This window comes from Sphingomonas sp. GW821-FHT04B01 (assembly GCF_059420425.1).
The window spans coordinates 17,433-39,298 of the sequence record NZ_JBWKTR010000010.1 but is presented as its reverse complement, the minus strand read 5'-3'; the positions used below and the strand labels follow the sequence as shown (position 1 = coordinate 39,298).

20 protein-coding genes and 8 pseudogenes are annotated in these 21,866 nt (G+C 61.3%); 11 read left to right on the top strand and 17 right to left on the bottom strand.

Annotation, left to right across the window (positions count from 1 at the left end; genetic code table 11):
* Positions 1 to 171 precede the first annotated feature (171 nt).
* Together AC07UH_RS18715 and AC07UH_RS18710 are read right to left on the bottom strand one after the other, a co-directional pair.
* Positions 172 to 1,770, bottom strand: coding sequence for a hypothetical protein (locus tag AC07UH_RS18715; protein ID WP_495181700.1), 1,599 nt, complete (start codon positions 1,768 to 1,770; stop codon positions 172 to 174).
* A 49-nt stretch (positions 1,771 to 1,819) separates the two neighbouring features.
* Entirely contained in the window at positions 1,820 to 2,266 is a 447-nt protein-coding gene (locus AC07UH_RS18710) for an aromatic-ring hydroxylase C-terminal domain-containing protein (RefSeq protein ID WP_495181795.1), read from the bottom strand.
* On the opposite strand from AC07UH_RS18710, the gene AC07UH_RS18705 reads away from it, so the two are divergent.
* The gene (locus AC07UH_RS18705) at positions 2,156 to 2,404 is read left to right on the top strand and encodes a DUF885 family protein (RefSeq protein WP_495181794.1); all 249 of its coding nucleotides are present in this window, start codon (positions 2,156 to 2,158) and stop codon (positions 2,402 to 2,404) included. The genes AC07UH_RS18710 and AC07UH_RS18705 overlap by 111 nt on opposite strands.
* A 55-nt stretch (positions 2,405 to 2,459) precedes the next feature.
* Here the strand turns inward: AC07UH_RS18705 and AC07UH_RS18700 are convergent, their stop codons facing one another.
* The 5 genes from AC07UH_RS18700 to AC07UH_RS18680 are packed head-to-tail and all read right to left on the bottom strand — an operon-like array spanning position 2,460 to position 6,767.
* The gene (locus tag AC07UH_RS18700) at positions 2,460 to 3,371 is read right to left on the bottom strand and encodes a hypothetical protein (protein WP_495181699.1); all 912 of its coding nucleotides are present in this window, start codon (positions 3,369 to 3,371) and stop codon (positions 2,460 to 2,462) included.
* A 2-nt stretch (positions 3,372 to 3,373) separates the two neighbouring features.
* Positions 3,374 to 4,261 carry an alpha/beta fold hydrolase gene (locus tag AC07UH_RS18695; RefSeq protein ID WP_495181698.1) on the bottom strand — a complete coding sequence of 296 codons (888 nt, stop codon included), beginning with the start codon at positions 4,259 to 4,261 and terminating at the stop codon, positions 3,374 to 3,376.
* Entirely contained in the window at positions 4,248 to 4,661 is a 414-nt protein-coding gene (locus tag AC07UH_RS18690) for a hypothetical protein (RefSeq protein WP_495181697.1), read from the bottom strand. The genes AC07UH_RS18695 and AC07UH_RS18690 overlap by 14 nt, the downstream gene beginning before the upstream one ends.
* Positions 4,662 to 4,671: 10 nt before the next feature.
* Positions 4,672 to 5,814, bottom strand: a complete 1,143-nt coding sequence (locus tag AC07UH_RS18685) for an oxidoreductase (protein ID WP_495189905.1) — start codon at positions 5,812 to 5,814, stop codon at positions 4,672 to 4,674.
* A gap of 14 nt (positions 5,815 to 5,828) precedes the next feature.
* Positions 5,829 to 6,767: an NmrA family NAD(P)-binding protein gene (locus AC07UH_RS18680; protein WP_495181695.1), complete on the bottom strand. Its 939-nt coding sequence runs from the start codon at positions 6,765 to 6,767 to the stop codon at positions 5,829 to 5,831.
* 101 nt (positions 6,768 to 6,868) lie between these two features.
* Here AC07UH_RS18680 and AC07UH_RS18675 point away from each other — a divergent pair, with 101 nt between their 5' ends.
* The gene (locus AC07UH_RS18675) at positions 6,869 to 7,639 is read left to right on the top strand and encodes an AraC family transcriptional regulator (RefSeq protein WP_495193962.1); all 771 of its coding nucleotides are present in this window, start codon (positions 6,869 to 6,871) and stop codon (positions 7,637 to 7,639) included.
* A gap of 218 nt (positions 7,640 to 7,857) precedes the next feature.
* On the opposite strand, the gene AC07UH_RS18670 is transcribed toward AC07UH_RS18675, so the two are convergent.
* On the bottom strand, positions 7,858 to 8,313 hold the full coding sequence (locus tag AC07UH_RS18670; protein WP_495181693.1) for a thermonuclease family protein: 456 nt from the start codon (positions 8,311 to 8,313) through the stop codon (positions 7,858 to 7,860).
* 212 nt (positions 8,314 to 8,525) lie between these two features.
* On the opposite strand from AC07UH_RS18670, the pseudogene AC07UH_RS18665 reads away from it, so the two are divergent.
* Positions 8,526 to 8,663: pseudogene (locus AC07UH_RS18665) on the top strand (IS481 family transposase); the annotation flags it as partial.
* A 124-nt stretch (positions 8,664 to 8,787) separates the two neighbouring features.
* On the opposite strand, the gene AC07UH_RS18660 reads toward AC07UH_RS18665, so the two are convergent.
* Together AC07UH_RS18660 and AC07UH_RS18655 are read right to left on the bottom strand one after the other, a co-directional pair.
* On the bottom strand, positions 8,788 to 9,975 hold the full coding sequence (locus tag AC07UH_RS18660; RefSeq protein WP_495181692.1) for a sensor histidine kinase: 1,188 nt from the start codon (positions 9,973 to 9,975) through the stop codon (positions 8,788 to 8,790).
* On the bottom strand, positions 9,972 to 10,664 hold the full coding sequence (locus AC07UH_RS18655) for a response regulator (protein ID WP_495181691.1): 693 nt from the start codon (positions 10,662 to 10,664) through the stop codon (positions 9,972 to 9,974). Before AC07UH_RS18655 ends, AC07UH_RS18660 begins: the two co-directional genes overlap by 4 nt.
* A gap of 129 nt (positions 10,665 to 10,793) precedes the next feature.
* On the opposite strand from AC07UH_RS18655, the gene AC07UH_RS18650 reads away from it, so the two are divergent.
* Both AC07UH_RS18650 and AC07UH_RS18645 read left to right on the top strand, forming a co-directional pair.
* Positions 10,794 to 11,720 carry a DUF3313 domain-containing protein gene (locus AC07UH_RS18650; protein ID WP_495181690.1) on the top strand — a complete coding sequence of 309 codons (927 nt, stop codon included), beginning with the start codon at positions 10,794 to 10,796 and terminating at the stop codon, positions 11,718 to 11,720.
* 126 nt (positions 11,721 to 11,846) lie between these two features.
* A pseudogene (locus tag AC07UH_RS18645) lies at positions 11,847 to 12,179 on the top strand (response regulator); the annotation flags it as partial.
* A 64-nt stretch (positions 12,180 to 12,243) separates the two neighbouring features.
* Here the strand turns inward: AC07UH_RS18645 and AC07UH_RS18640 are convergent.
* Positions 12,244 to 12,489: pseudogene (locus AC07UH_RS18640) on the bottom strand (IS110 family transposase); the annotation flags it as partial.
* Positions 12,490 to 12,642: 153 nt separating this feature from the next.
* Here AC07UH_RS18640 and AC07UH_RS18635 point away from each other — a divergent pair.
* A pseudogene (locus AC07UH_RS18635) lies at positions 12,643 to 13,012 on the top strand (integrase core domain-containing protein); the annotation flags it as partial.
* On the opposite strand, the gene AC07UH_RS18630 reads toward AC07UH_RS18635, so the two are convergent.
* Positions 12,953 to 13,120: a hypothetical protein gene (locus AC07UH_RS18630; protein ID WP_495181793.1), complete on the bottom strand. Its 168-nt coding sequence runs from the start codon at positions 13,118 to 13,120 to the stop codon at positions 12,953 to 12,955. The pseudogene AC07UH_RS18635 and the gene AC07UH_RS18630 sit on opposite strands and share 60 nt — an antisense overlap.
* 56 nt (positions 13,121 to 13,176) lie before the next feature.
* Entirely contained in the window at positions 13,177 to 13,416 is a 240-nt protein-coding gene (locus tag AC07UH_RS18625) for an SDR family NAD(P)-dependent oxidoreductase (RefSeq protein ID WP_495181689.1), read from the bottom strand.
* 65 nt (positions 13,417 to 13,481) lie between these two features.
* Here AC07UH_RS18625 and AC07UH_RS18620 point away from each other — a divergent pair, with 65 nt between their 5' ends.
* Complete coding sequence (locus AC07UH_RS18620; protein ID WP_495181688.1) at positions 13,482 to 13,697, top strand: hypothetical protein; 216 nt, start codon at positions 13,482 to 13,484, stop codon at positions 13,695 to 13,697.
* Here the strand turns inward: AC07UH_RS18620 and AC07UH_RS18615 are convergent.
* The gene (locus AC07UH_RS18615) at positions 13,692 to 14,540 is read right to left on the bottom strand and encodes an NmrA family NAD(P)-binding protein (RefSeq protein ID WP_495181792.1); all 849 of its coding nucleotides are present in this window, start codon (positions 14,538 to 14,540) and stop codon (positions 13,692 to 13,694) included. The genes AC07UH_RS18620 and AC07UH_RS18615 overlap by 6 nt on opposite strands.
* 76 nt (positions 14,541 to 14,616) lie before the next feature.
* Between AC07UH_RS18615 and AC07UH_RS18610 the strand changes: the two genes are divergently transcribed.
* A complete protein-coding gene (locus AC07UH_RS18610) occupies positions 14,617 to 15,495 on the top strand; it encodes a LysR substrate-binding domain-containing protein (protein ID WP_495181687.1) in 879 nt (292 codons plus the stop codon).
* Positions 15,496 to 15,583: 88 nt separating this feature from the next.
* On the opposite strand, the pseudogene AC07UH_RS18605 reads toward AC07UH_RS18610, so the two are convergent.
* Positions 15,584 to 16,335: pseudogene (locus tag AC07UH_RS18605) on the bottom strand (IS5 family transposase).
* A gap of 144 nt (positions 16,336 to 16,479) precedes the next feature.
* Here AC07UH_RS18605 and AC07UH_RS18600 point away from each other — a divergent pair.
* Both AC07UH_RS18600 and AC07UH_RS18595 read left to right on the top strand, forming a co-directional pair.
* Positions 16,480 to 16,872 (top strand): annotated as a pseudogene (locus AC07UH_RS18600) (transposase); the annotation flags it as partial.
* A pseudogene (locus tag AC07UH_RS18595) lies at positions 16,871 to 18,029 on the top strand (IS110 family RNA-guided transposase); the annotation flags it as partial. The pseudogenes AC07UH_RS18600 and AC07UH_RS18595, both read left to right, overlap by 2 nt.
* A 215-nt stretch (positions 18,030 to 18,244) precedes the next feature.
* Here AC07UH_RS18595 and AC07UH_RS18590 read toward each other — a convergent pair.
* Positions 18,245 to 18,404, bottom strand: a pseudogene (locus AC07UH_RS18590) (IS3 family transposase); the annotation flags it as partial.
* A gap of 167 nt (positions 18,405 to 18,571) precedes the next feature.
* The gene (locus AC07UH_RS18585) at positions 18,572 to 19,744 is read right to left on the bottom strand and encodes an IS110 family RNA-guided transposase (RefSeq protein WP_495181791.1); all 1,173 of its coding nucleotides are present in this window, start codon (positions 19,742 to 19,744) and stop codon (positions 18,572 to 18,574) included.
* 187 nt (positions 19,745 to 19,931) lie between these two features.
* Here AC07UH_RS18585 and AC07UH_RS18580 point away from each other — a divergent pair, with 187 nt between their 5' ends.
* Positions 19,932 to 21,854 carry a TadE/TadG family type IV pilus assembly protein gene (locus AC07UH_RS18580; protein WP_495181686.1) on the top strand — a complete coding sequence of 641 codons (1,923 nt, stop codon included), beginning with the start codon at positions 19,932 to 19,934 and terminating at the stop codon, positions 21,852 to 21,854.
* Positions 21,855 to 21,866: the final 12 nt, after the last annotated feature.

The following is a 21,866-nucleotide window of genomic DNA, read 5'->3' as shown; positions in this document are numbered from 1 at the left end:
CTGCGGAGCAGTTAGAGCGGCACAGTCCTGAGGAAAGGCGATCATTCCGCGATTTGCGGGCCAGCGTCGGGAACGGCCCGCCCACGACATAGGCGCTGCCTCGGAACAGTCGTCTGCCGGCACATCAAGCCCGGCGCGTTTCAGCACACCAAACAGCTAAAGCAAGACTGCTCAAGCACCGTTCCGCCACCCCTCGATCGCCCTGGAATAGTCGACGAGCAGCGAGTTCTGAGCGAAGAAGCCTATACCCAAATTCGAGAAGTCTCCCGTCGCCGCGCCGGTGACGATGTTGGTCCTCAAATAGCCGGTTCCCGTCTGGTATGCGTAGGCGAAGCCCGCACCCGCCGCGACGCGGACCGTCGATCCATTGGAAAGAGTATCGGGAAAGGTCATGCCTGCGGGAACCGACAACCGGGTCGACGGGAAGCCGGAATCGAAGATCGCCGGGCCGGTGAACGTCGCGTTGCCGCTCGTCACCGTCACTGACGAGATCACCTGCGAGCAGACGCGCTCGCTGGCGGAATCGGCCAGAGTCACGGTGCTGCAGGATGAAAGGTTAACCACGGTAAAGCCCGCTAACACGCTGCTGGTCACCCCGAGCGTCAACGACGGCGTCACCGGACAGGCACCGGCGGTTGCGATGTTGCAGGCGGCGAACGTCACCCGGTCGATGACGAACCCCTTGTCCATCCCGGCGCCATAGCTGAAGTAGCGGAACGGGCTGGCCAAGCCGCACGTGCCGGTCGATTGCGGCGTGCAGGGGGTCGGCGTCGTCGGTTGCGGCGTGCCCATGACGGCGATCGGCGACAGCGAAGGGTTGACCCCGATCAGGTTGGCGAAATTCGTTGTCGAGACGACGTTGCCGTTCGACCTCATCTGAAAGACGAACAGGATCGGGACGACGGTTGTCGTCGCGCGAACGCCGCGGCCGAAGGTGATCTGCGCAAACCCCAGATTGCCGGTCAATTCCGTGACAAGGTCGCTCTGCGCACCATAGGTCCGGGAAGCCACTACGTTGGTGACGGTGATGCCGTTATAGGTCAGGCTGGTCTGACCGGCGGGAAATACGAAGCCGTTCGCCGTCAGCATGCTCGCCGGGAAGATGTCAGCAGCACGCAGGACGGTCCCCGACGATCCCGTGTCGAGAATGGCGTTGATGGTCGTCGCGTTGGTGCCGACCTGGGTGACCGGCAGGAAGATGCGCGATGCGTTCGAATCAAGCGATCCTGCCGCGCTGACGCCGATCGCGAGCGGCTGCGACACCAGCGTGCTGCATGTGATCGCCACGTTCGTGACGGCCGCGCCGTTGATGGTTCCGGAGGGGTTAGCGACGACGCAAGTCATGCCGGTCGGCTGGGCCGCGATCGTGACGGCATAGGCGGCGCCGGTAGACAGCGGTCTGGTGAACGCGAAGGTCGACGCGCCCTGCGGCACGGTCAGCGTCTCCGCGCCGTTGCTGACGACGAGCGGACCGGAATCAAGATGCGTGACCGTGCCGCCGACCGAGTAGGCCGCGGGCGGCGGGCCAGCGTCAACCGGCTCGTCATCGTCCCTGCAACCCGCGACGGCGAGCAGGAGCATCAGCGATGCCGGGATGAGCCACGCGCGCGCATGGCCAGACGGTGACGGTCGCTCAGCAGCGGCTGACGCCTCGCTGACGAGGGTAATCCGTGCCGCCGAGCGAGGCCGCCCGTTGCAGCCGAGAATGAGGGTCGCGACGCCGGGTAGAAGGGCGACGAGGACGAGAGCCGTCAGAGGAAGATCGGGCATTGGCTTTTCCTGGTTTCCGGATCGAGGAGAAGGGTTGGTCGGGCGATCATTACCGATCGTCGCCGTGGACCGCAGCGCCGAAGCAGCCGGCAACGGCCTGGTCGACCTCGTCCGCATCGATGTCGCCGGTCGAAGCCCAGGCCACGACGCCGTCCGGGCGGACTAAAGCGACCGTGACGTCCAGCGGACCAGGATCGACGCCCGTGAGAAAGCGGATCCCGTCGCTCGGCGATCCGAGAGGGGCGCGAGGATCGGTTCGGCGAACACGAGTAACAGGCTGCGTCCATCGCGCAGTTGCTCGTGAACGCCGGTGCCATCCGCGTGCAGCGCCCTTCTCAACATCGGCATTCAGACGGAGGGCTGGACCTAGCAACAGGTCGCCGATCTGCTCACGACCAGCTGCTTCCAGCGACCGTCCGAAGCTGCTGCCCGATGGGATCGCGCGACGCTCACCTCCACTCAGCCACTCACTTATTTCGTTGGCTATTTGGAACATATCGCCTTGCGTGATGAAATGGCAGGCCGCCAAGGTAAGGCCTTTGATCTGCGCGCTTACAATGACGAGGTCCTAGCTCATGGGATGCCACCAGTCCGGTTGCTGCGGGTACTAATGTTCAATAAGCCTATCGAATGACCGGCTCGCCAAGCAATAGGTCGTCTGCCGGCGCGAGAAGCCGCCCAAAGAGGATCTACGTGTCCGCCGAACCGCAGAACCTCTCCGCCTTTTGGTCGTCGGCCGTCGTCCCGTGTCGAGACGATTTACTCGCGATTAGCGCCCATAGAAGACCCGTAAGCATCGCCATCGTCAACGTCTCTGCGAAGAATTGTCCAGTGCTGAGAAATGCCAGCCAGAAAGGCTGTGGCAACCAAAAGCTGGCGAGAAGGAGGAACACGATCCGCCTGGATGCGCCGAGGATCAGAAGGCCGAATGACAGGGCCTTCACCATATCGGATTCGCGCAGCCCCGGCCACGTCAGCCGAGCGAAGACGAAAGCGGCGATAGTCGGCTCGAGATAGCCCAGATAGATGGCAACCAGAACGCCCCCCTTATAGGGGGGCTGATACAGCTCGGCGGTTAGGCCAAGGCCTAGCTCGGCCTCCAGCGACGTAGCTGCCTGGCGGAGCGCAGGAACGACGATCATGGCGACGGCTGATGCCATCAGCAGCGTTCCGACGAGCAGGACCGGCTTGGATCGCACGAAGCGGGCCAGAAGCACGGCTGCTGAGCCCGACAGCAGACCGACCGCCAGGTCCTTGAGGAGAACCAGCAGGAGATAGAGCCACCGGCCGTCGATCCAACCGTGTGTAAGCACCATCTGTATGACCGCGTTGCGGAAGCTCTCGGCAAGGCATGTGGCGAGAAGGCCCACCAGCAGTCCCGCGTGGGCGAACGATAGTCGGTCCAGCGTTCCCCGCGCCAGTCGGGAGAGGATGACGAGTGAGGCCAGGCGCTCGAAATGCTGAAGGAGCGGAAGCCACCATGGCTGGTCGACGAGCGCGGGAAAGGGGATGCCCAGGTGCTCGATCGCAACGTCGTGCACCCCTTGCGATACTATGGCGATGCCGACGAGTGCCGCGGCTACGATCGCGGCGTCTCGCACTCTCAACGTTCGATCCACCGGCGCAGGGTCAGCACGGCGTCGGCGAAGGCCTCGGGTTCCTCCTGCGGAAGGTTGTGGCCGCATTCGATGGTGCGATGCTCATGCCAGCCGACGAACATGTCCGATTGGGATGCCGTTCCACCCGGTTTCAGTGGATCGCGCGCGCCGTCGAGCGTGACGGCGGGCACGCTTATTCCCGGCTTGGCCGCGAGCCGGTCCTCTAGACGTTGATACTCGGGCAGTCCCGCTGCGAGGCCGAAGTCGTGGCGGTAGGCGTGAATCACCACGTCCACGAAGTCGGGATTGTCGAAGGATCGGGCGGTCCGCTCGAAGGTCGCGTCGCTAAAGTCCCAGGCTGGAGACCACTGCTCCCAAAGCATCCGACACAGTTCGCGCCGATGGAGGGTGAGGCACTCTCTTCCCCGTTCGGTCTGAAAGAGGTGCTGATACCAGACGACGTGCTCCTGTAACGGATAGGAGGCATGCCGCTGAGCCGCTATGTCGATGACATCGTAGCTTGCTAAACTGACGAGGCCGCCCACGCGTTCAGGCCACAAGGCGGTCGCGACGCACGACGCCAGCCCGCCCCAGTCATAGCCGCCGAGGATCGGTCGTTCGAGGGAGAGGGCATCCATGAGCGCGGTGAGATCGGACCCGAGTGCCGCCTGCTGACCGACCCGGGGCGTATCGCCAGAAAGGAAGCGGGTCGGGCCGAACCCGCGCTGGTAGGGACGGATGACGCGGGCGCCGGCCTTGGTGAGCAGCGGCACGACGTCGTCATACGCATGAACGTCGTAGGGGAAGCCATGCGCCAGGACTACTGGCCAGCCATCCTCCGGTCCGTTCTCCAGATAAGCGATGGCGAGCACGCCAGCATCAACGGTCTTCACTCCGACCTCCTCGTCCGTTTCGAATGAAAGCCAAAATCGTTTTCAGGCGGGGCCACGTCGTGAGCACTGCCTGATCCACCCTTAAGGTAGCGCAGAATCCCTCGCTATCGATCGAGGCGGTCACCTGGGCTCGGTCCCATCCCCGCACCAGTCGGTATGCCGGCTTTCGCTCGCCGAAGTGGCGGTAGCCATAGGCGCCGAACTCGTCGCGAAGCGCCTGAATAAGGTTCGCCGGCGAGCGTTCGGCGCGAAGCCCGTCATGATAGGCCAGCGCCGACGCAAGCACCGGCGTGGAGGCCTCGCGATCGACGGCGGTGCGTCGTCGTTCGTCGCGGCCTGTGTCTCGTCCAGGCTCGGGATAGTCGCCGTCAACCGGCCCGAGCTGCTGGGCATAAGCCACGAGCGTCGACTCAGTAGAGGGTCGCGAACGCATCGGGCGTGAAGTCCTGAAGGTCGCGCTGTCGCCCCTGCCGCACCTTCTCCAACCACGCCGGATCCTGCAGCAGGGCACGACCGACCGCCACGAGATCGAATTCGGCCCGCGTGAGGCGGTCCAGCACATCGTCGAGCGGCGCGACGGGCGCGACACGCCCGGCGAAGGATTGGTAGGTGTCCGCAGCCAAACCGACCGAACCGACCGTCATGACCGTGGCGCCGGTGAGCTTCTTCGCCCATCCGGCAAGGCTCAGCAGGGGATCGATATCGGGAAAGGCCGCAGCGCCGTAGTGAAGCCCCGAGATATCGAACGCGTCCACGCCTGCCGCGATGAACGGCTCCAACCACTCCGCCAGCGCCTGCGGCGTGGGCGTCAGCCGCGCCGAGAAGTCCTTGGGCGCCCATTGCGACAGCCGCAGCAGGACGGGGAAGCCCGCCGTGACGGCGGATCGCACGGCCTTCAACACCTCCAGCGCGAAGCGCGACCGCGCCACCAGTGTGGGGCCGCCGTAGCGATCCCCGCGCCGGTTGAGGCTCGCTTGGAAGAACTGGTCGATCAGATAACCGTGGGCACCGTGTACCTCTACCCCGTCGAAGCCCATCCGTTCCGCCGTCACCGCCGCCCGCGCATAGGCGCCGATCGTGTCGGCGATCGCGGCGTCGCTCATCGGCTCGTCGACCCTCTCGCCGGCGCTGGAGAGCCCCGACGGGCTCTCATACCCTGCGGCGGGCGTCCACTCCGGCGTGACCTTGGAGCGCTTCCCACCGACGTGCCAGAGCTGCGGCATGATCCGCCCCCCAGCGCCGTGGACCGCGTCCACGACGCGCTGCCAGCTGGCGATCGCGGCATCGCCATGGAGGACAGGTATATCGGGCTCGTTCACGGATCCCGGTCGATCGATCCCGACGCTCTCGGTGAGGATCAGGCCGACGCCGTGCTCCGCGCGGCGTCGATAATAGTCGGCCATTGCCGGGGTGGGCACGCCGCCCGGCGCCGATGACCGCGTCATCGGCGCCATGACGACGCGGTTCGGCAGATCGAGCCCGTTCAGCCGGTAACGGCGGAACAGCGCATCCGTCCCATGGGCAGGGCGCAGAGGGGCAGACTCGATCTGCATCTTTTGGGATTTCCTCAGCGAGCGTTCCACGTAAGGAAGGATACTGGCGGCTTCTCCCCGTCGAGAGCCTTTAAATACGCCGGCTTCCAGACGTCGGCGATGAACGCCGCCATCGAGGTCGGTAGCGATGGGCGTATCGTGTCGTCTCCATGAAAGCGCACGACGCGGTGGTTCATCGCATCCGCGGTTCTGTCGTCGTCGATCCATGTCTCCGGCTTGCCGAAGCGCTGGAGGAACACGTCCTTGACGTCGGCGCTGCCCCGATCGACCATGCGATACTCGACCGGCCTGTCGATCTCGTCGGCGATGATCGCCGCAATCTCGCGCATCGTCAGTTCGTGCGAGCCGAGCTCCCGGATGACCCGGTAGCCGCCCGACGGACCAAGCAGTTCCCTGGCGGCCACTTCGGCGATGTCGTCGGTCGCGACCCACGGCATTTTCAGGTCCGGCTGGTAGTACCAGGCGAGACGTCCGTACTGCGCGACCGAGTCGGTCCAGACGAGCGTGTTCTCCATGAACCAAGCCGCCCGCAGGTGCACGAGATCGGTGCCGTCCAGCTGGTTCAACTTCTGCTCGAGTTGATGGAACACCTCGAAATGGCCTGTCTGGCCGTCGATCTCGGCACCCATTGCCGATAGGTTGACGACACGCTTGACCGGTGAGCCGCGGAGCGCGTCGACGAAGCGCTGTGCGACTGCCGAATAGTGGCCTTCGATATTGTCCCAATCGGTCTTCACCATCAGGAACGCCGCCTCGACGTCGTTGAAGAAGGCCTTCAGGTCGCCTGCGCCGGTATCGAAGCTGCCGATGAACGGCTCGGCCCCATCCGCTACCAGCTTGTCCAAGGCCGCGCCTCCCCTGGAAAGCGCCTTCACCTCATGCCCTGCGGCAAGGAGTGACCGGGTCAGTTTCGCACCGATCCTTCCGGTCGCACCGACGACGGCGATACGCATAAGAACCTCCAATCGAGTTCGTGACCCCTCGAATCTAGGGCGGCGCGGCGCTATATAAATTGGAGATCAGGCCATATCATATCTAAAAGAGGCCAATCCCAATGCTTCCTCCCTGCGCGACCCACCCGGATTTCGATCAGATGAAGGGCCCGGCCGCCGCGTTCCGCGTCGACTTCGGCGACCATGACGCCGAGGTGCCCTGGCACCGGCATCGTCAGGGACAGCTGATCCTCGCTCTTCGCGGCGCCGTCACCTGCACGACGACACGCAGCATGTGGATCGTCCCGCCCGGATACGCGGCGTGGATCCCCGGGAGCGTGCCCCACAGCAATCAGGCCACCGCCAGAGCGCACCTCGTCTACCTGTTCGTCGAACCCGACGCGGCGTCGTTGTCGAACGAGGCCTGCGCACTGTCCATCTCGCCCATGCTTCGCGAGATGATCCTGCGCCTCGCCGACATTCCGGATCGCCGTGCGCCGGGCGATCACGTCGAGCGCTTGATGCGCGTCGCGCTGAAAGAACTGTCCCTGATGCCGCGCGGAGGGATGGAACTGCCCGTGTCCGACCACCCCAAGATCACCGCCCTCGCCGCGGCACTGGCCGCGACGCCGGGCGATCGCCGGACGCTGAGCGAGTGGTCCGCCCACCTCGCCATGAGCGAGCGTTCCCTCAAGCGGCTGATCGCGAGGGAGACGGGTCTTTCCTTCGGGCGCTGGCGGCGGCGCCTCCATCTGATCTTCGCCCTGCGCGAACTCGCCGGCGGGGCAACGGTTCAGAAAGTCGCGGGCAATCTCGGCTACGAGTCGACCACCGCTTTCATCGTCATGTTCAAGAAATCGATGGGCACGACGCCAGCACGTTACATTAGCTGACGACACTTCAATCGGAGTCAGGACCCATTGATGTGAGCGTCGCGATCTGATTCAGGCTATGTGAGAAGGCCGGGCATGAGCGAGCTGTACTGGCTGACGGACAAGCAAATGGCGCGGCTTGAGCGTAGCGATCGTCACCCGGCAAGGGGAAACCCAACGGGTTCTGGGACGCGCCGGCACGGCGCGGCGTAAAGCGCGGGTCGCGAGGCAGGCCCCGGTCATTTCTTGATCGTCCCGACCTCGCACCCTGGCGGCACCGTCGCCCGCGCGATCGCGAGCTGCCGCATCCCTTCGTAGTCGATGCCCCAGAGACCGGCACGCTGCGCTGCCGCCTTCTGCATCAGGTCGACATAGGCACCGCCCGAAAACATCCGGTAATCGACGGCGTAGCCTTGCGCGACCATCGACGCGCCCACGCTCGCCTTGTTCGCGGGAAAACGACAGGACAGGTTCAGCCGGCCATAGCTCTGCGGGTCGGTCCGGCACTGTTTCTCGCGCCGCATCGCGTAGTCGAACATCGACACCGAGCAGTCCAACCCGCCATCGCGCGCCGCCAACCGCTGCAAGACGTCCGTCGCGATCGCCTTGAACTGCGGTCGATCGTCGTCGGGCGCATCGATTCCGACGATCCGCACGCGCCCGTTCGGAAACTCCACCGTGTCGTTCCTCGCCATGCTCGACCCAGAGTTCCTGATCGAACAGGCCCCACCAGACTACGACGGTTTCACCGGCCACCTCGGGCGACACCTCGTAGGTGACGCCGGCAACGGTCAGCCGGCAGTCGATACCTACCCGGCGTCGTCGGCGGTCTTTGATATACCGACGCTAGGTGTTTGATCCCACGGTTTGATGGTGCGATCCTTTCGTTGGAATGGAAGGAGGCCATATGGGACAGGTACGTCATGGGTGCGCCACGACCACGCACGCCGTCCGAGCAGCAATACAGCGATCGCAAGCTTCGCTCGCGACGCTGAGCCGGGAGCTGGGGATCAACCCCAAGACGGTAGCGAAGTGGCGTAAGAGGGCGACGGTCGAGGCTTTCCCATCTCTCCGTCTCCGCCTAGATTGGCAGTCACGACGGGGCATCACCACCCCAATCCACCAAATTTCCGGGACTGCGCACTTGGTCCACCGCAGCTCGACGATACTCAATCTTGTCGGTTCCGCGTTGGAGCCACCGTCAGAAAGCTGACTTCGAAATGTGCGCCCAAGCCGTCCGGCCTGTTGGTAGCTCGGATTTCGGCGCCATGCGCTTCCGCGAGCTTCGAGGCCAGCGCTAGGCCCAGACCGCTACCTGGCCGACCCAATTTACGGTCGATACTACCTCGCCAAAAGGGAATAAAGAGCTGGCTCAATTCGCCAGGTGCAAACCCTTCCCCCTGATCCAGTACATCAATCGCCAGCCTCGGGCCGTTCTTTCTCATACTGATCGTCACCGTGCTGAGGCGCGGCGCGTGCTTGATGGCATTCGTCAATAGGTTCGTGAGGATCTGGGTGACGCGGAGTGGGTCGCCATGGATCGTCGCGGGCAGATAACGCCCATCAAGGGTCACCTCGGCAGTCTCGGCAGAGTCGCGCAAATCAGCCACGATGTCACGAAGGAGCAGGTCAATCGCAATCGAAACGCAGCTCATGCGCAGTTCGCCTGCATCGGCGTGCGAGAAGGTTCGCAGATCATCGACCAGTAAGGAGAGCTGATTGACCTGCCGCAGCAAGCGCTCGCTCTCATTCTTTGCCGGCTCGATCACGCCATCCGTCAAGCCGTGAAGCCGCCCCTTGAGGATGGTTAGCGGAGTGCGAAGCTCGTGGGCGATACCGGCCGTCAAGACCTTACGCTCGCGCTCGTAAAACTCTATTTCAGCCGCCATAGCGTTGAAGCTGTCGATCAAGGTCGCCACCTCGCCGAATGCGAGCTCGCCTTGGATCCGAACCGACCTCTCACCGGCCGCTACACGAGCCGCAGCTGAGGCTACTGACACGATCGGGCGACTAATACGACGTGCCATCATGATCGCGGCCACACCGCCGAAAAGCGCGCCTCCCAGGACCGCTGACAAGACCGACACGTAACGGACGAAGTCGGAATCGCGGCGCCCACGACCGTCATCGCGATAAAGGTCGTAGAGGAAGGTAAACCGCTGGCCGCCACTTTCGCCAGATGCGATCAACTGCCGCATCTCTTTCCTAGCCGCGGTGGGCACCCGCGTCATCATCAGGCGCTGCCGCCCACCAAGCGTGGCATAGGAGGCTATGGTACCTGCCGCGATCGTCACCATCGTCGTGATGGCGGCAAGCAGCACAAGCCGCGTGACGATGCGGTTTCGTAGCGGTTTCACGCGGGCCAAAGCCTATAGCCAACACCGCGCACTGGCTCGATCATATGCCGGCAGCCGGCTGCGATCAGCTTCTGGCGTAATTTGGACAGGTGGCTATCGACGACCCGGTCGTAAGCATCGCTGTCGGGAGCCACTGCCGTCAGGATTTCCGCGCGCGCGAATGTTCGCCGAGGCTGACGAGCAAGGAAGGCGAGCAGGTCGAACTCCGTCGGGGTGAGATCGACCCGCATCTCGCTATCGTCGTCATTCCGGCACGACACTGTCCGCAGGTCGAGATCGATCACGAGACGATCAAGGATCATCGTGCGTCGGTCGGCGCGGCCATGGCTTCGGCGTAGCACGGCGCGTACGCGCTCCACGACCTCGGCCGGGTTGAACGGCTTGACGACATAATCGTCTGCCCCGACACGAAGCGATGACAATTTGGTGATGTCGTCGTCGTTGGCCGTCACCATGATGATGGGCGTGTCGCCACGGCGCCGTACGGCCGTCAACACGTCCAAGCCATCGCCGCCGCCGGGCAGGCCAATGTCGAGTAGCACGAGGTCCGGCGCCGTGGCCACATGGCATCGGATCGCGTTCTGAACGTCGCCGGCCAGCGAAACTTGGTAGCCGGCCTTGCTCAGATAGGCGGATAACAGATCGGCAATATCATGTTCATCCTCGACGATCAGCACGCGTTCGCTCAACGAAACGTCTCCTGATGCCGCCTTACGGTGAGAAGATGGAGGGATGATGGAGGCAAGCCTCCATCATCCCTCCATCATCCCTCCATCACCCGGTGGCATTGACTGCCTCGTCTTTCGAGGGAGTGCCGCGTGATCCTATATAGCCATTTGCTCAGCCGATATAACTATGGTGCGTTCGTCGCTGCGGCAGCGGATCGTGCCGCGGTAACCGAAGCTTATGAGCAGCAACGCAGTTTCTACCGGTCGCACGATAGTGAAGGCACACGGCGGCTCGACTGCGGCGATCTCGTCTTCAATGTAGGATTGGGCGCTGCCTCAATCGATAGCGAAGCGAGCAAGAGCTTTGCTCCGTCACCGCGCTTCCCCGCTTTTATTCGCCGTCCAACGGTGGCGCTCGCCGTCGTGCCCCTCGCGCTGCTAGCCGCTTGCTCGACGGGAGGCCAGCGGCTCACCCGATCGGGGTTCCTCAGCGACTATTTGCAAATGCAACCTACGAAGGGTCACAAAAAGGACGCGATCTTTGTCGACCCCGGTTACGATGAAGGGGCTTTCAGTAAAGTTATCGTGGACCCCGTAGAGTGGTATGCTCCTGGCCGAGACGAAAGAACTAAGGCCAAGCTCGAAGCCGATTTTCATGACCGACTGACCCGCAACCTGTCCAGCAGATATCAGGTCGTACACGCCGCCCAGGCCGGTCCTGGCGTGATGAGGCTGCGTAGTGCCATTACCGGCACGCGTCCAGCACGCTGGTACTACAATGTTCCGGTGCAGGCGGCGCAGCTTGCGCTAGGCGGCTTCGGCCTATTTCGTCCGTCCTCAGGCGGCGCGAGCGAGGAGATGCAGCTTGAGGACGCGGTCACTGGGCGCGTGCTGGTCAAGGTCGCCACCTATCGCAACGGCAAGCCGTGGGACGTCTCGGGCTCTTATGTGCCCTATAACCATGCGCGTGCGGCCTTCACCCATGCTTCCAAGCTGTTAAGCGAAATCTCTTCCGACCCGGCCTCTTTTCGGGTTTCGACACCGGTCAACATCGAGGCTGTATCGGCAAGCCGCTGAGCATCTCTGCTCCGCCCCGGGCGCCGACGCAGCCGCTCGGTCAACTCGGGACGAACAGGACTTCCGGTAAGCGTAACATTTTGTCACCGCTCTTGCTTTGATGAGTAGAGCTGGCCTTTTTCTCCCATGGCTGACAAACCTGTCATCGCCGTGTGCGAGGATGATGCCGACATTCGGGAGCTGCTCGCTGCCTATCTGGTCGCCAGCGGTTTCGAGTTCGCGACCGCAGGCGACGCAACGGCCTTGGATGCCTTGCTCGCGTCGTCCCCGGTCGCGTTGCTCATCCTCGACTGGATGCTGCCCGGCGAGAACGGTCTGGCGATCTGCCGACGGCTGCGCGCGGCGGGTGGGCCGCCGATCATCATGCTGACCGCCCGGGATGAAGACGCCGACCGCATTGCCGGGCTGGACGGGGGCGCCGACGATTACGTGTCGAAGCCGTTCAACCCACGCGTTCTGCTTTCGCGCGTCAATCCCGTGCTTCGCCGTGGTGGGGACTTGGCGACCAACGAGACGATCAGGGTGCCGTCAGCAACTGATATGCCAGCGTGCGATGGTAATTACCCGTCGCCTCGAACCCGGCGACGATGGGACGGCCGATGGCAGCGAGCTGTTCGGCAAAGTCGTCATAGTCCTTCCTGGTCGCCATGACGGTCATCCGCCGGCGCCGGCCGCCTTCGGGTCGCTCGATGAGGACTTCCTGCCGGTTCTTGGACATGTCTATGGCTACCAGCACGGCGCCAGCAGGCGTAGGGGTGAGCTTGGTCATGGTCGGTCGGCCTCCAAAGTGTTGTCTCGACAACTTCACTTTAGACACCCGCGGGCCGGCCATGCTTGCCCTGATGAACCCTGCGGCCGCCACGCGGCCTTGTCTTCATCCGGGCCATAGCGGCTCCCGAACCAGCGCTTCCCGATGTGCTATGGCAGCCAGTTCGCCGAGCAGCCCCGCAACCGTAATACCGCCTGGTCGCACCAGATGCGCTTCGACATGATCTGGGAGGCAAACGACATCGAACATCGCCTGACCAAACCCGACCACCCGTGGACGAACGGTCAGGTCGAGCGGATGAACCGGACCATCAAGGAAGCGACCGTCAAACGCTTCCACTACGAGAGCCACAACCAGCTCCGGACCCACCTCGCCGACTTCATCGCCGCCTATAACTTCGCCCGCCGGCTCAAAAACGCTGAGCGGCCTCACACCCTACGAATACATCGCCAAGATCTGGACGTCAAAGCCAAGTCGGTTCATCGTCGACCCGATCCACCAGATGCCGGGACTGAACACCTAGAAACACCGCCAGCCTCGCGACCTCTTCGGGTGTCCCGGCCCGCCGGGCGGGAATTGCGGCCGTCGCCTGCGCCAAGGCGGTCGAGTTGTCCGCTACGTCGTCATTCATCGGCGTCAGGATCATTCCGGGCAATCGCATTGACTGTGATCCCTGCCTCGGCGCACTCAAGAGCCATGGCGCGCGTGAGGTTGGTTTGTCCCCCCTTTGGCGGCGGCGTAGTCCGCGCCACCCGCTCGCATCGCGAAAGCATGGATCGAGGTGATGTTGATGATCGCTCCCGGGCGGCGATTGGAACGAAGGCACCGCACGAACATACGTGAGGTCAGGAAGCTACCCGTCAGGTCTGTACGGATTAGCTTATCCCATTGTTGAGGAGGCATGTCCGCGACCGCCACGTCTTTCATGTTCAGACCAGCGGCATTCACCAGATATCGGCAGTTCCCAACAAGCGATCGGCCTGATCGAAAACATGGTCGACAGCAGCGGCATCACCGACGTCGGCGGAGACGCTGAATGCTTTTCACCCTGTAGCGGCTATCCGATCGACCACTCTCGCGGCACCGTCGCCATCATTGCCGTAGACGATAAGAACGTCTGCACCAGCGCCCGCCATCGCTTGCGCGGTCGCTGCGCCGATGCCCGACGATCCGCCTGTTATGACGGCTATGCGGCCAATCATTCATGAAATCCAATCTTCAATGGCCGAGTCGATCGTCACCGTGCCTTTACGCTGATCCGCAACGCCTTCTGCGTGGAGCTGACCATTGTTGATGGCGGTATACATCTCCATCATTAGCTCAACGAAGGCGTTGCTGAACCCAAGCTTCTCCAGCTCCCTGCGCCACTGCTCGGCCGGTACGAACACAGGTTGCACGCTCTGTCCGAACGCTCTTGCGAAACCGGCCGCGACATCTCGCACGCTGTAACGCTGTGGGCCCTCAAGTTCGACGACGCGGGGCGGAAGAGGGTCCATCAGAAGCGTTGCCGCGATTCTACCAATGTCCTTTGTCGAGATCGTTGGACTGGGCGCATCGAGATCGGCGACAAAGCTTGGGAGCGTTCCGCCTCGCGCAACATCGACATAGCTACTCCAGTCATCCATCAGGCCTGCCGCTCGCAGGAACGTGACATGAGGTGCTGCATCCGCGAGGATCTCCTCCGCCTTGTGCAGTCCTAAAATTACCCCCGTTCCCGACGGAAGCTGAGCGCCTAGCGACGACAGGAGAACCAACTTCGGAAGGTTCGTGGCCTTGGCCGCTTGGGCTACCGCGGTCGCGATCGATACATCGGACTGGATCGGGTCGGGGTGCTTTGGGTTGGTCGGGCAAAGGACGTAGGCACCTTCGGCACCCATAAAGGCGCGTGTCAGCGCTTCGACGTCATCCAGCGTTGCTTTAAACGGTTCAACACCAGGCACGTCGACACCTTTGCCATCACGAGTCAGACCACGAACATTTCGATCTTCGGACACAAGAGCACGAGCTGCTGCTGACCCACTCTTTCCACTAACTCCTGCCACAACGAACATAGCTAACTCCGCCAACAAATACGGGATCATACCTGCCACTTGGAAATGCGTCCAATGCATGTTAGTAAAATGTCGTATGCACGAAGAGCATCTACGCGGCGTTGATCTCAATCTCCTGACATTGCTCGACGCCCTTCTACGTCACGGACGCGTTGGGGCAGCAGCAGCAGCGGTGAACCTCAGCCAGTCAGCCACCAGTAGAGCGCTGGGGCGCCTCCGCGTCCTGTTCGACGATCCGCTGCTGGTACATGCCGGCGGAGCACCTCAACTGACGCCGCGAGCGCTTGCCCTTGCCGAACCTGTCGCCCGAGTTCTCAATGACGTGCGCGGGATGCTCACGCCCGTCAGATTTGATCCTTCAACATGGGTTGACCAAGTAACTCTCGCAGCGACCGACATTCAGGGGATCACTCTACTGCCTGCACTGATTGCCAGATTGCGCGTCGCCGCACCTGATTTACGCTTGGAGGTGCGCGGTATGGACGGCAGCGCAATCGACCTGCTGCGTACAGGCAGGATCCATCTGGGGTTCGGCGTCACTGACGCCACGACCACAGGCCTTCATACAAGGTCGCTTTACCAAGACCGCTTAGTGACGCTGATGCGCTCGGGTCATCCCGCCGCAAATGCACCTCTTACGCCTGTCCGCTATGCGGCATTCGATCATGCGGTGGTTTCCGTCTCCAACAGCAAACCCGGGATGGTCGACGACATGCTTGCAAAATTAGGTTTGCGAAGACGGATTGTGCTGCACCAGCCCCATTTCTATGCGGCTCTAGCCATCTGCGCCGCTACGGATTTGCTTGTCACTCTGCCGCTGAGTGTAGCTGAACGCTTCGCCAATGCTTTTGAACTTGAACGCAGGGAAACGCCAGTGGCTGGTTCTCCCTTCTCGGTCAGTCTGCTCTGGTCCCCGGCGCTGTTAAATGCCCCCCCCCCAAGCTTGGCTGCGTGACGAAGTAGCGTCAGCAGCAAAGTTCGTTAGATTAGGGTCAGAGACCTTTGATGTGAGTGACGCAATCTAATTTAGGGTCGAGGCTCATTCAGAGCCAGAAGGTCAAGGCGGTGGCGAGGGCTACGCCTGAGAGGAAGTTGGCGGCGATCTTGTCGTAGCGGGTGGCAACGCGGCCAGAGTCCCTTGAGGCGGCAGAAGGCGTTCTCGATGAGGTGCCGACCGCGGTATCGGTCCTTGTCGTAGCGGATGGTACGCTTGCGGTTGCGCCTGCCAGGGATGACCGGAACGGTACCCGCGTCGCGCAGCGAGCGGCGCAGCCGGTCGGCATCGTAGCCCTTGTCGCCAAACAGGTAGTGCATGCGCCCGGCGCGTTCGAGGAGTACCGGTGCCGCTTTGATGTCGCTGACGTTGCCGGCGGTCAGCATCAGCGCATACGGGCAGCCAATGACGTCGGTGAGCGCGTGGTCCTTGGTCGTCCATCCACCGCGCGAGCGGCGATCGCTTGGTGCGAGCGCCCCCTTTTGCACCGAAAGCCGCGCGCTGAGCTGTCACGTAGGTGCTGTCGATCGCGGTGCTCCTCGTCACCGCGCCTGCATCCACCAGCGCGTCGAGCAGCTTGAGCCAGAAGCCTCGGTGCGACCAGCGGTTGAACCGGTTGTACACCGTCGTCGACGGCCCGTACTCGGCCGGGCAATCGCACCAGCGGCAGCCTACCTTCAGCACGTGCAAGATGCCCGAGATCACCCGGCGGTCATCCACCCGCCGCGCGCCCGGCTGGTTCTTGGGCAGGTGCGGCTCGATCGCCGTCCACGCTTTATCCGACAACCAGAACAGCGCCATGCCCGCACCTCCCGTGATCCACCACCGTAGTCAATCAGGAAAACCACCCCGCCTCAACCCGCTGATTGAGTTTGAACCCTAGCATTACAGTTGCGTATTTAATCGAAGTCTGAATCAATGGGTCTTCATGGCAGGAGACCGTGGATGACGGGCGCGTCGATTGAGACGACGCTGGAGCTTTGGGCGACTTCGCTGCGTGACGTGAAGGCGCGGATGCGGGGTTTGTTCACGCAGGACCGTGTCGCGGCATCTGCGGGGTTGTTCCTGGACGGACTGCTAGGCGACGAGCGGCGCAAGACCGGCTGGATGCGTGCTGAAGCGGCAAGCGATCCGGGGCCGAGGCGGCAGCAGGCAATCCTCGGCCGCGGTCGATGGAACGCTGACGCGCTGCGCGATATCGTACGCGATTATGTCGTCGAGACGCTGGCTGCCAAGGATGCGGCGCTTGTGATCGACGAGATGGGCTTCCTCAAGCAGGGCAAGGCGTCGTGTGGTGTCTCACGCCAATACACCGGGTCTGCGGGCAAGATCACCAATCGAGGCGACGGGTAATTACCATCGCACGCTGGCACATCGGTTGCTAACGGCAGGGTTCGAGCTGCGCCTCATCTCGTCGGTTGCGCTCGCCCGAACGCGCGAGGCGCTGCACAACGGCTGGGACAAGAACGACTCCAAGGACGCGCAGGTCATCCTGCACATGCTGCGGATCGGCGCGACGCAGCGTTACGTCGACCCGCTCGCTGCGGGCATCAATGACCTGCAGCAGCTCTCGAAGACCCACTAGACGATCTCCAGGATGAAGACGCAAACCTGGCACCGGATCCTGACCCACTACCTGCCGCTGTACTTCCCCAAGATTGCCCGCTTCGCAGGCAACAGCCGGTCCGACTGGTTTCTCGCGCTCATCGAGCGGTTTCCGACACCAGCCACCATCACGGCGCTGGACCGCGAAGCGTTCTCGGCCGCAGCGTGGCCGCTCATCGGCCGCAAGGTCTCCAAGGCACGCCTTATCAACGACATCTACAAAACGGCGTCCGCTTCCACGGCACTGCCGGTACCGGAGGACTCAGCCGCCATCACCATGTTCCGAATGGTTATCGGGCAGGGCCGCAGCCTCATCCATTAGCGCGACGAGATCGAACGGTTGGCCCATGCGCGGCTCGCCGATGACGTCGATTACCAGCTGCTGCGCAACATTCCAGGCATCGGTCCGATCAACGCGCTGACCATTCTGGCCGAGGCCGGTGATCTGCGCCGCTTCGGTCACCATCGTCAGTTTTTGAAGTTTTGCGGCCTCGATCTCGTAACCTGCCAGTCGGGCACATTCCGCGGCCGCACCAAGCTGTCCAAGTACGGCAACGCGCGCTTGCGTCGCACCTTCTGCATGGCTGCCCAGATCGCCGCGCGTCAGCGCGACAACAGCTTCCGTGATAAGCTCGGACGATATGTAGCCGGGCGGAGCCTGCCAAGGTTCCGGCGATGCGCAGCATCGTTGGAAAGCAGGCGGAGGGACGCGGACGATGCCGACCGTCGCCGTAAGGCGATGACGGCGCTCACCGCCAAGATGGCGCGCGTGGCTCACGCCGTCATCAAGACGGGGACAGAGTACCGGCCGTTTGTCGAACGGTCGGATGCCAGGTGGAAGGCCCCCTCTCTGCAAGTGCCGTGAGGGCGCTCGTCGAGCGACCCTGTAGATAATGTTCGGGCCTTCCACCTGGGTGCGTATCTCGTTTTAAGGATGGTGAGGACCACGGCCACCCCGGCGCCGCTGGATCTTCGTGTTTGCTATGGCAGGGAGCGATCCCGTTGACGGTGGGAGCCATCTGGCTCAGATTGCATGCCGCGCCGATGGTTGTCGGCGCATAGATATCTGCTGGCCAAAACCCGCCGCGGCTTCCCAACATAGGACGTTGTCGCTGACGATCATCTTGGGCGCGCCACGCTCGGCGATCAGGTCGCCCAGCTCGCGCACCACCCGCTTGCCCGAGATCGACGTCGAGCACCGCCCGCAAACACTCCCGTGTCACGTCGTCGACGATGTTGAGGATACGGAACCGCCGCCCCGTGGCCATCGCCGCTCTCAGCGGCTGCACCATAATCCCGCATCCGGCGGGCAAGGGTTCAGGAAAACGGGACCATTCTCAATGAGCGGCTTTGAAAGCCAGAGGCATATTCGGTCCGTTTTGCCTGGGTCTACGGAGCAGTTACTTCTCCGAGAGGTTTAGCGGCATAGGAGTCAAGTGGGGCTCAAGACCGCACCCTCAATCACGACACCGCGGGTGGCGTATTTCCATAAGGCGACAAGCAATTTCCGCGCGAGAGCCACTATCGCGACCTTCTTACTGCGGCCATCGTTGGCGCGAACCCGTTCATGGAACCAGCGAGATAGCGATGTATTCGGCTGATAGCGCAGCCACAGCCAAGCTACCTGGATCATAGCCGTTCGCAATCGTGGGCTCCCTGCCTTTGACACGCCCTGCTCTCGATCGATGGTTCCGCTTTGCCATGGGCTGGCTGCCAGCCCGGCGTAAGCAGCGACCTGTCGCCTGTTATCGAACGAGCGAAACAAGCCTTCGCTCGTCAGCACGTTGGCAAACTCAGGCCCGATCCCCCTTAGAACCCCAAGCATGCTCTGCGGCGCAATCTCGCTCGCCTCAGCGTTCAGAGCGTCACGCTCGGTTTCCACTCTCTCGATCTGCTCGTTTATCAGGTCGAGCCGGTCCAATTCCCTTACGAGCCTTGCCTTGAGGTGTGGTGGTATGCGCTGCCCATCTCCGGTTCGTAGTTCTTCAAGCCTTTCACGACGATCTCGGCGGAGCGGCCGGTAATCGCGAACGCCGATGCTGAAAAGCAATCCCTTGATCCGGTTGGTATGGCAGGTCCGCTCATCGACCAATGTCTTGCGCTCTCTGCTGATGCGGCGCCGATCTTCATCGTCGACCGTCGGTGCCCGCACCATCGAACAGACCCGAGGCTCGCCTCGGACCCACGCCATCAGCGTGCGGACCAGCGTTTCGCCATCGATCCTATCTGTCTTGGCCCGACGGCTCCGGCGAGGGACTGAGATAGACGCAGCGTCTACCACATGACTTGTGATATTCTCTTCCGTCTCCAGCGCGCGGTGGATCCAAAAGCCATCCAGTCCGGCCTCCTGCACGACGATCAGCGGATACAATTTGCCCTCACGTGCGCAAGCCTTGTCCTGCAAACCTGAAAAGCAATTTAGCAGAGCCGGCAGATCTCCACCGGGCACCAAATGGCGCGTCATCTTCGTACTGCCTGGTGACAGCGCCGTTACCAGCCAGCTCGATTTGCTCAATTCCAATGAGATAAAAATGGCGCCGAGATTAACGCGGATTGCGGCGCTTCCGTGGGTTGATTCACCTTCTGTCTCCTGAGGGGCGTTCAGCAACCTACTGTGTCACAGCGCAGCCGCTATTCATCCCCATGGGATCTTACTCTTATTTAAGAGCGGGGCCTGTCAGGTCATTCAGGGAGCCACCTCAGTTAAGCTCGCCAATATCTGAGTTGGTTACGGCGCATAGTCCAGCAGGCGCGTTAACAAATAATCAAAATATACACGCCAATATGGTTGTATGTCTAGCCAATTAGCGCCCTGCCTGGGAGCCAAAGTTGCCAGGTCATGTAAGATTTTTGCGGCGGATCGATCTGCTGCAACGTTGCCATTAATGGCGGCCGGTCTCATTGTAATCATAGGAATGATCGGTGCTGCGATCGATATAGGTCGCCTTCATATCGTACAGTCACAGATGCAGGCCGGCGTAGATGCCGCGGCTTTGGCTGCGGCAAACGCATTTGATAACGACTCGGAAACAGACGAGACCGGGCGTTATAAACAAGCAGTTCATTACTATATTGACAATTTGCCGAATGGCTACATGGGCTTAGCAGCCGGCTCTGGCACTCCTTACGGAACTAGTGAAACGTTACGACGGCCGGCTTTCGCTGTTGTCAATGGAATTAGCCGCACAACGGTTACTGCAAACGGCGTATTACCTATGACGTTTATGAAAATATTTGGGTTCGAAAATCTGCCAATCTTGGTCGCAAGCGTTGCTGAGTTTCAACCCCACCCCCTTGAGGTAATGATAGTCCTCGATAACACAGGATCTATGACCGACACTATCGATGGCGTCAGCAAAATGACCTCCCTCAAAAATGCGATGCACAGCTTTTTGAACGTATTGTATCAGGGTGCATCGAATCAGCCTTATTTGGGAATCGGTATTGTCAACTATACAGTTACCGCAAATGTAGGTGATATACTTAAAGAGAGTGGTGTTCAAATAGCGCAGGTTCCACAATTCACCGATCGCTCCTGGTCAGCCGGTGACAATCTGGGCTGGAAGGGGTGCGTAGCTGGTGACGATACCATCAACACGATGACCGCAGGAACGTCGACGCTCGAACCGGGCGCCTATGATATTTATAATACTCTTCCAGGGGAGAAGCCGCGACCTAACTCCCAGCCCATGCCAGCTATTCACCCCTTCTTCTATCCGCCGACATACATCCCAAAGGTCATGCCCGCGAACGGGGCGGCGGGAGCGGTCAATAGCGGCACTAGTCAATATTACTCCGCTCGAAATATTGAATATGGTAACAATCTATACTACGATAAAAACCCATCGTCATTCTTTTCGATTGCCAATTCGGTAACGTATAAGCGATATTTATACCGTCTCTACAAGGGGCTCAATGATAGCCCGAACACTATGAACGACGATGTAATTGTTTCAAGTAGTGGCGGTTTTTATGACCCGACGGTAAGTTCAGCGTATAACGATGCTACTGGAGCCGGGGATATGAGTTTCACGGTTCGAACCGACAAGATACCAAATTTATCGCTGTTCAAGCAAGCCGCTCATTACGACGTTACCTCCGCGAACACCGACAATCCGAGTCCAAACTGGCAGTGTCCCGAAGCGTCCCTAAAGGTTAGATACGGTATACCAAAGTCGGTTTACGACGACTACGTCGATACAAAGGTATGGCCCGTCAAACCCGCAAATGGCACAATGCATCATATAGGGTTTGTTTGGGGGTGGCGCTTACTCACCCGATACGATGTCTTTACTCGCGTGCCCCCTGCAGGTGCAGGGAAGCCTCGTCGCGCTCTTGTATTTATGACGGATGGCAACACTGCATTTACCGTTGACGCAAACGATGGCGTTAACCGCAATTTTGCAGCTTATGGCTCGCCGAGCGAAAAACTGATCACAGGGTCCAACGATGCTGGGGGGTATGCAAGCGCAGCAAAGGGACGTTTCACGAAAGCTTGCGCGCTCGCGAACCAAACACCCGCCCCCGATAATGGTAAAGCGCCGATGATTTTCACAATTGCAATCAACAGAGGGTCAGATTTAAACTCGGACGATAGTAATCGCTTAAAGAATTGTGGAAGCTCTGGGTATTATTTAACGACATCGCCAATCGCGCTCGACACAGCCTTTCGCGACATTGCCCGAACTCTGACAGACGTTCATCTTACTAGATAATATAGGAGGAAC

Excerpts from the sequence above, each read along its gene's own strand:
- AC07UH_RS18610 (WP_495181687.1), top strand. The coding sequence starts at position 14,617 with ATGCACGAAGAGCATCTACGCGGCGTTGATCTCAATCTCCTGACATTG.
- AC07UH_RS18670 (WP_495181693.1), bottom strand. The coding sequence starts at position 8,313 with ATGGCGAGGAACGACACGGTGGAGTTTCCGAACGGGCGCGTGCGGATC.
- AC07UH_RS18625 (WP_495181689.1), bottom strand. The coding sequence starts at position 13,416 with ATGAAAGACGTGGCGGTCGCGGACATGCCTCCTCAACAATGGGATAAG.
- AC07UH_RS18675 (WP_495193962.1), top strand. The coding sequence starts at position 6,869 with ATGCTTCCTCCCTGCGCGACCCACCCGGATTTCGATCAGATGAAGGGC.
- AC07UH_RS18615 (WP_495181792.1), bottom strand. The coding sequence starts at position 14,540 with ATGTTCGTTGTGGCAGGAGTTAGTGGAAAGAGTGGGTCAGCAGCAGCT.
- AC07UH_RS18580 (WP_495181686.1), top strand. The coding sequence starts at position 19,932 with ATGTCTAGCCAATTAGCGCCCTGCCTGGGAGCCAAAGTTGCCAGGTCA.
- AC07UH_RS18630 (WP_495181793.1), bottom strand. The coding sequence starts at position 13,120 with ATGAATGACGACGTAGCGGACAACTCGACCGCCTTGGCGCAGGCGACG.
- AC07UH_RS18715 (WP_495181700.1), bottom strand. The coding sequence starts at position 1,770 with ATGCCCGATCTTCCTCTGACGGCTCTCGTCCTCGTCGCCCTTCTACCC.
- AC07UH_RS18620 (WP_495181688.1), top strand. The coding sequence starts at position 13,482 with ATGGTCGACAGCAGCGGCATCACCGACGTCGGCGGAGACGCTGAATGC.
- AC07UH_RS18685 (WP_495189905.1), bottom strand. The coding sequence starts at position 5,814 with ATGCAGATCGAGTCTGCCCCTCTGCGCCCTGCCCATGGGACGGATGCG.
- AC07UH_RS18710 (WP_495181795.1), bottom strand. The coding sequence starts at position 2,266 with ATGTTCCAAATAGCCAACGAAATAAGTGAGTGGCTGAGTGGAGGTGAG.
- AC07UH_RS18680 (WP_495181695.1), bottom strand. The coding sequence starts at position 6,767 with ATGCGTATCGCCGTCGTCGGTGCGACCGGAAGGATCGGTGCGAAACTG.